The organism is Cupriavidus sp. DL-D2 (assembly GCF_039710735.1).
Taxonomy (GTDB): Bacteria; Pseudomonadota; Gammaproteobacteria; order Burkholderiales; family Burkholderiaceae; genus Cupriavidus.
In genome coordinates this window covers 123642-130375 of sequence record NZ_JBDKXK010000019.1, presented here as the reverse complement: position 1 = coordinate 130375, position 6734 = coordinate 123642, and the positions used below count along the sequence as shown (strand labels likewise).

The 6734-nt window shown below is 56.4% G+C and carries 4 protein-coding genes; all 4 read left to right on the top strand.

What is annotated here, in order from left to right; all coding sequences use genetic code 11:
• Positions 1-354: 354 nt before the first annotated feature.
• The 4 genes from ABDB81_RS13750 (at position 355) to ABDB81_RS13735 (ending at position 6703) form a co-directional block, all read left to right on the top strand.
• Positions 355-1545, top strand: coding sequence for an integrase arm-type DNA-binding domain-containing protein (locus ABDB81_RS13750; RefSeq protein ID WP_346811616.1), 1191 nt, complete (start codon positions 355-357; stop codon positions 1543-1545).
• Between the two features lie 648 nt (positions 1546-2193).
• Positions 2194-3162, top strand: a complete 969-nt coding sequence (locus tag ABDB81_RS13745) for a WYL domain-containing protein (protein WP_346811614.1) — start codon at positions 2194-2196, stop codon at positions 3160-3162.
• Between the two features lie 1314 nt (positions 3163-4476).
• Positions 4477-5220, top strand: a complete 744-nt coding sequence (locus tag ABDB81_RS13740) for a family 16 glycosylhydrolase (protein WP_346811612.1) — start codon at positions 4477-4479, stop codon at positions 5218-5220.
• Between the two features lie 154 nt (positions 5221-5374).
• Entirely contained in the window at positions 5375-6703 is a 1329-nt protein-coding gene (locus ABDB81_RS13735) for a nucleotide sugar dehydrogenase (protein WP_346811610.1), read from the top strand.
• Positions 6704-6734 lie beyond the last annotated feature (31 nt).

Genomic DNA, 6734 nt, shown 5'->3' with positions numbered 1-6734 from the left:
GGCCTGCCAAGAGGCGACGGCATGCTCTCGACGGGGATGGGTTCGGAGCTCCGCTCTGCCCGCGCCGAGCGGCGCGGGGCTTCTCACTGGTTGCCCAAGTCCACAGATACGCGTCGCGGAAACCCGCTCCAAAAAACAAAAACCCCGGAAGACCGCGATCTTCCGGGGTTTCGCCGCCTATACAGATGTACTGGCGGAGACGGAGTCCGCCATTGTAGCGTCCAAAGAAGTCCAATTCCGTCCATTTTTTCCCTTTTAATTCAATTACTTGCACGACACTCGCATCCAAAGTAATCTAGCCTCATTCGATACTTTCCAGCTCCCGCTGATGGGCTGGTTGATGGGCTAAAAAAGATGCTAACTGACAAGCAAGCAAGGGCGCTCAAGCCAAAGGACAAACCTGTTTTCGATGGAAGAGTGACTGGGCTCATGCTGGCGCCGACGGCATCAGGCAGCAAATGGACCCTCCGCTATACCAGTCCGATTACTGGCAAGAGACGCGACGCCGGCCTTGGCACTTTTCCCGAGACGTCGATCGCCGAAGCCCGCGAAAAGGCGCTCGCCATGCGCAAGCTCATCGACAATGGCGAGGACCCCATTGACCAGCGCAACCGGGAGCGTGAAGCGGCCGCTGTCGCCGCAGCTGCCCTTACGTTCGAGAAGGCTGCCAGGCAGGTCCACACGGAACTCAAACCAGGCTGGAAGAACGAGAAACATGCTGCGCAGTGGATCAGCACGCTAGAGACTTATGTATTTCCGAAACTCGGGAGCCGCAAACTCGACGCGATCAGTCCTGGCGATTGTGCGGACGTGCTCCGCTCAATCTGGCTGACCAAGTCCGAGACTGCCAGCCGCACTCGACAAAGAATGCATGCGGTCATGCAATGGGCATGGGCACACGGCCATATCACCGCGAATCCGTTGAGTGTCGTGGACCACCTCCTCCCCAAGCAATCCGCTAAACCCGAGCACCAGCCCGCCATCCCTTGGCGGGAAGTGCCGAAATTCGTCACCGCACATCTGACCGAACACAAGCCGGGCGACAGTACACGCGCCGCTCTGCTATTCTTGATTCTGACCGCGGCGCGCAGTGGGGAGGTGCGCGGCGCGACCTGGGACGAGCTTGACCTTCACGCCGGTGTATGGAACATCCCTGCCGCCCGCATGAAGGCCAAAGAGCCGCATCGGGTTCCGCTGTCGGCGAAGGCACTAACGCTTGTTAAAACGCTAAAACGGACCCAATTGCACGACACACTAGTATTCCCCTCCCCGCAGGAGAAGGTATTGAGCGACATGACGCTTACTGCCCTGCTCCGACGCGTTAAGGCAGAAAGCGACACGCCCGGCCGTTTCGCAACTGCCCACGGCTTTCGTTCGAGCTTTCGGGATTGGGCTAGCGAACACGGCTATGCACGAGACCTAGCGGAACGGGCCCTCGCCCACACTGTCGCCAATAAAGTTGAAGCGGCGTATCACCGAACAGACCTGCTTGAGCAACGGCGACCGCTAATGGAAGCATGGTCGCGGCACGTTTACGCCGGCTAACATCCCAGCGATCAGCCACGATTTTGGGTCATAGTTGCCCGGCCAGTCCACTTCCGACGCACGACCGCTTCCGCCCAATCGTGCGAGCCTGATCATGGCTACCGCGGGAGGGCCGCGTTCGGCCATAGGACTGATATGGCCCGCCGGCCAAGCACCAAGTGAATGAACCCCCAGCGCTGTTTCCTATGTTGAGGACCGAGGCAACTCGCCGCGAGCCTCGACAGGAGTACAGCCATGTCAGTCGCGACGCCCATCCTCACCTTCGTTCTTAAGGACGAGGTCGCAAAAGTTTCGCAGCGCGAGCGTATTGGTATGTTCGCACTCCAGAAACACAACTACGTCTGACGCGCAATAGAGCCTCCGCCCGTTCTGCTCTTGCATCTATGCTCCCCTTACCCCATCAGCGAAGCCCCACTCGATAGCGGGGCAACTCACACCCTTCGCTGCATCATTCATAAGAACCTGCAAAGGAAAACTGTTCCCAAAAAGCTCAACGCTCAGCTCGCCGCCAGCTACCGTCAGCTTGTCACAATAGCGCAGCTATGAGACATTTTGTGTCTTGTACGACAGCTTCCTTCTCGCTCCATGTCTTCCCTCGATTCCCCAATTCTTGCAACGCTTCCCACGAAGCATTCATCGCAGCGATGGATGACGACACCACAAGTTGCAGATGCACTGGAACGCAGCGGCCAGACAGTACGGCACGTCAAGACCGTACAACGGCGGCTCGAAGCTTTGCTTGAGGCGGGAGTTGTCGTGAAGCGCAAGGCTGGAAATACTCTCGAATGGCAAAAGAAGGAAGGTGCCAGTGGCGTGGCCGCCAAAGCCGGAACGATGATGACTTTCGACGAAGCGCTCGCGCTGCAGACATTAAAGCGCTTTGCTGGTCGGCAAATCCCCACCTTGGTGGGGGCCGCACTGGGGGGGCTGTTTGAAGTCGCGGAGGACCGCCTAAAGCAGGGGGCGACGCCAGATGGACGCCGACATGCTAGCTGGCATAGGAAGGTCGCAGCCGTGGACAACGGTTTTCACCTTCTTGCCCCGACCGTAAAAGAGGCAATCTTCTTCGCGGTGTCCGAAGCACTGTTTTCGGAACAACTCCTGGAAATCGTCTACAAGCCGCGTTCGAACCCTGAAAAGAAGCCACAGCCGCAGGAAGTGATGCCTTTGGGCTTAGTCGAGATGGCTTCCTTCGTCTATCTGGTCGCCAAACGAGGCTCGAAGCCGGAACCCGCAATGTACCGACTGGACCGAATGGAGAGTGCTCGCGTCTGCCCCGAGCCTTTTCCTTACCCCAAGGACTTTTCGCTGGAAAAGTACATTGCTCAAGAGCGACAATTCGACTTTCTCCCGCGCGGAGAGATAAAGCTTGCAGTTCGCTTCACAAATGGGCGAAGCCACGCAGTTTGTGAGGCACCTATATCGCAAGACCAGACCGTTGAACACTACCCAGACGGTAGCATCATAGTGCGCGGCACGGTGAAGCTCAGTGAGCGCCTACACTGGTGGCTCCGTTCCTTTGGTCCCTTCGCAGAGGTCTTGGAGCCCACGCACTTGCGCGACGAATTCGCGGCCGAATCCAGGGCAGCGGCAAAGCTCTATGCACGAGGGCGCTAGGCCGTGTCTCGCGCCATCACCTTGCCTTTGCCCCACTCACCATAGGGAGCTAGTGTGCCATCTGAATCAGAACAGGCAACATGTTCCCCTTCCCATTAGCGGTGCCCGTCGGTGTCCTAGTGACATCCGACTTCGGATCATACGACCCGACCATCCGCCCCGTCGCAGCGCGGCCGACCAGCCGCCCTGTCGACTCCGACTCGATATAGCTAATGAGTTTGCCGGTGGGTGTACGAAGCTCTTGACGGTTTGCCACACAAAATTCCTCCTTACGAGGATAGGCCGACATTTGGCCCGCCTCGGAAGAATCTCACCGTCACGAGGCATCTGATGTCTCGCTTCGGCACTTGGTAAGCCGCCCCAGACTATGAGCTCCTCGCTCGCGCCCGATGGTACTGCGGGTGGGTGACGCGAATCGTGCAAGACAACAAAGAAGCACGATTACGCTGCCTTTACGGTCAAGCCAGGTGGGCCAACAACGCTCGAGCACCTGGCTGCTGCCATCGCGCAATACAGTGAGCTCAACCCACGTTGAGCTCTGAAATGGCTCCCAAAACGGGTTTCGTGACGCTGCATCGCACCCGAAACAAGCAGTGTCCGCCTGACATGCAGGGCGCCTCCGGTTTCGGTCCACAAACGCTTTAGGGAAGTCCAACACCGAGCGCAAGCAGCGAGGCTTCCCATGCCAACACTCATCAATCTGCGGCGATGACAGAAGCGGCATTGCCCAAATAGGTTCAGGGGTTGAGGTTGATTTTAGCCACCCATTAACGGGTGTCTGTTTGTCTGCTTTGTCGACGGCGAGGATGACACCCGCCGGACCAGGCCCCCAGCCTAGACGCTGAAGTCTGCAGCCCCTGACGATTTGATACACATCGTGGCCACAATCGGGCAATCAAATCTGAATGAATGCAGATGAACGAGACAATTCTTGTCTTTCTGATGACCGGCTTTGCACGTGCACGCTTAAGACAGCAAATGTCTTGCTGCCTGGATACGATAAGACTGATGCACACGTCCTTAAAAAACCCGCGTAACCATGACGGCTACGCGGGTGGTAGCAGGACTACGGGGCCCAGCCAATCTTGGCTAAGACCCATCGTCATTATTCAATGAACATGTCGAGTATGTCATCCAGGTTGTCGGTAAGATCATATAAAAATCAATCAAAAATATCAAAACCGACCATTTCATTGGCACTTTACTAAACAGCCCCACTTCAGAGGGGATAAAGATCCTCCACCCCTGCTCCTACTATCGCAGGCGCTCTCATCTTTGGTATTTGTTAGTTTCTGATAATAAAAGGTCATCTTGATGTTTCGCCATCTGTGTGCGGCATTGCTGCTCACTTCCATTCTGGTTTCAGCTTCTGCACGAGAAATGGAGTTCTCGGGCTACCGATGGCTTGTGCGCTCTTCCGAAGGGCAATTCAGCGGGCCTGGTCCGAATCTGTTTGCAGGCACCCCCGATTTCGTGAATGTGGACGCCGACGGCAAACTCCATCTGTTCATTCGGAAATCCGGAACGATCTGGGCTTGCTCAGAGGTCACTCTTTCGCAGGCAATGGGTTATGGCACCTATGAGATAGAAGTGGAAACCAATCCCTTCAATATGGACCGGCAGGCGGTATTTGGTTTCTTCACGTACAGCAGTTCGGCAGAACAAAACCATCGTGAACTGGACATCGAGCTGTCGTACTGGGGGCGGCCCACGGAAACAAGGAATGGGCAGTTCGTTGTCCAGCCATCCGGCCCTCCTGGCAGCGTTAGCCGTTTCGAAGTGAATCATTCGGCAACTATCTACAGCATTCACTGGACGAAGAAAATGGCTCTGTTCACTGCGAAAAATGTCAACGGCGCCGTCATTAAGCAGTGGATAAAGACGGAAAATGTTCCGAAAACGGGTGACGCACGGCCACAAATTAATCTATGGCTAACGAAAGGTCTGGCGCCACAAAATGACCAGTCTGTGGAGTTCATCATCAAGCGATTTACTTTCACGCCGGAAATCTCCCATGCTCAAAGCACGCACAATTCACCCGTAAAATTTAATCGGTGACGGTAACTCATCAAAGCCCGCCTCGCGTCCAAACTTTTCCTATTTCTCGCGATTATCCGTCGCCAATAGCAACTTAAAGACTGTTTCAACCTCGCCCGTATTTTGGAGGCGAGTAGGACAGCTGTTGTCTAGCGCGGTGCACCTGAAAAATTCCATGCCAAATTCGCTGCAAGAAACCGAAGCTGGTTCGGCCAGCTTGAGCTCCCCTGCGCCCCAAATCGTCGTGGTAGGGCTGGGATACGTGGGAGCCCCGCTGGCTGTGGAGCTCTCCCGCCACTTCTGTGTCATCGGTTTTGATATCAATGAGGCTCGAGTCCAAGAGCTGGGCGTTGGGAAAGACCGAAACAACGAAATTACGAGGAAGGACCTGCAGGAGACCAAGCTCTCCTTCAGCAGTGATGCGTCCGTACTGGCCGAGGCGGACATTATTGTTGTGACCGTGCCAACTCCCGTCGACGCGGCCCGAGTGCCTGACCTGAATCCCGTGATTCAGGCTTCCAAGACGGTGGGCCACTTCCTGAAGCAGGGCGCCATCGTAGTGTACGAAAGCACGGTCTACCCGGGGGTGACTGAGGAGATTTGCGTGCCACTGCTGGAACAGCACAGCGGCCTCAAGCACCTCAAGGATTTCCACGTTGGGTACTCACCCGAACGCATCAGCCCGGGGGATCGCGAGAACACCTTGACCACCGTTACCAAAATTGTTTCGGGGGATACCCCCAAGACCCGCGAAGTCCTAGGCAACGTGTACGGGGCCATTACCAAGGTCTATCTTGCGCAAAGCATCAAGGTGGCAGAGGCCGCGAAGGTGCTGGAAAACACCCAACGGGACGTCAATATTGCGCTGATGAACGAAGTCTCACAGTTGCTGAGTTCCCTGGGCGTCGACACCCACGACGTCCTGGCTGCCGCACGCACCAAGTGGAATTTTCTGGATTTCCGTCCGGGGCTCGTCGGCGGGCACTGCATTTCGGTAGACCCCTATTACCTGACGCACAAGGCTGCGTCCTGTGGTTTCACGGCAAATCTGGTACTGGCAGCGCGGGAGACCAATGACGGGATGGCCCAGTTCGTGGTCAACCAGCTCATCCGGGCCATGACGCAGCATCACCTGTTGGGGCCGGAAACCATCATTACCGTACTGGGCACGACGTTCAAGGAGAACGTGCCTGACATTCGGAACTCCAAGGTCGCCGACATTATCCGGAAGCTCAGTGCGATGGGTATCCGTAGCCAAGTTGTGGATATGTGGGCAGACAGTCGAGAGGTCGAAGAGGAATACGGTTACCGCCTCACCCAAATCTCCGACGCCAAGCCGGCAGACGCCATTGTCTTGGCCGTCCCACACATCGATTTCAGGAAAGACGGATGGGCGCTGATTGAGTCGCTTGCGAAGCCGAATGGAAAGTTCGTGGTTAGTGACCTCAAGGCTGTGCTCAATCGAGGAGCCTGCCCAGCCCGGGCCATTCTCTGGCGTCCGTAGCGCGCCCACACCGCAATTGCAGTGCCTTCCC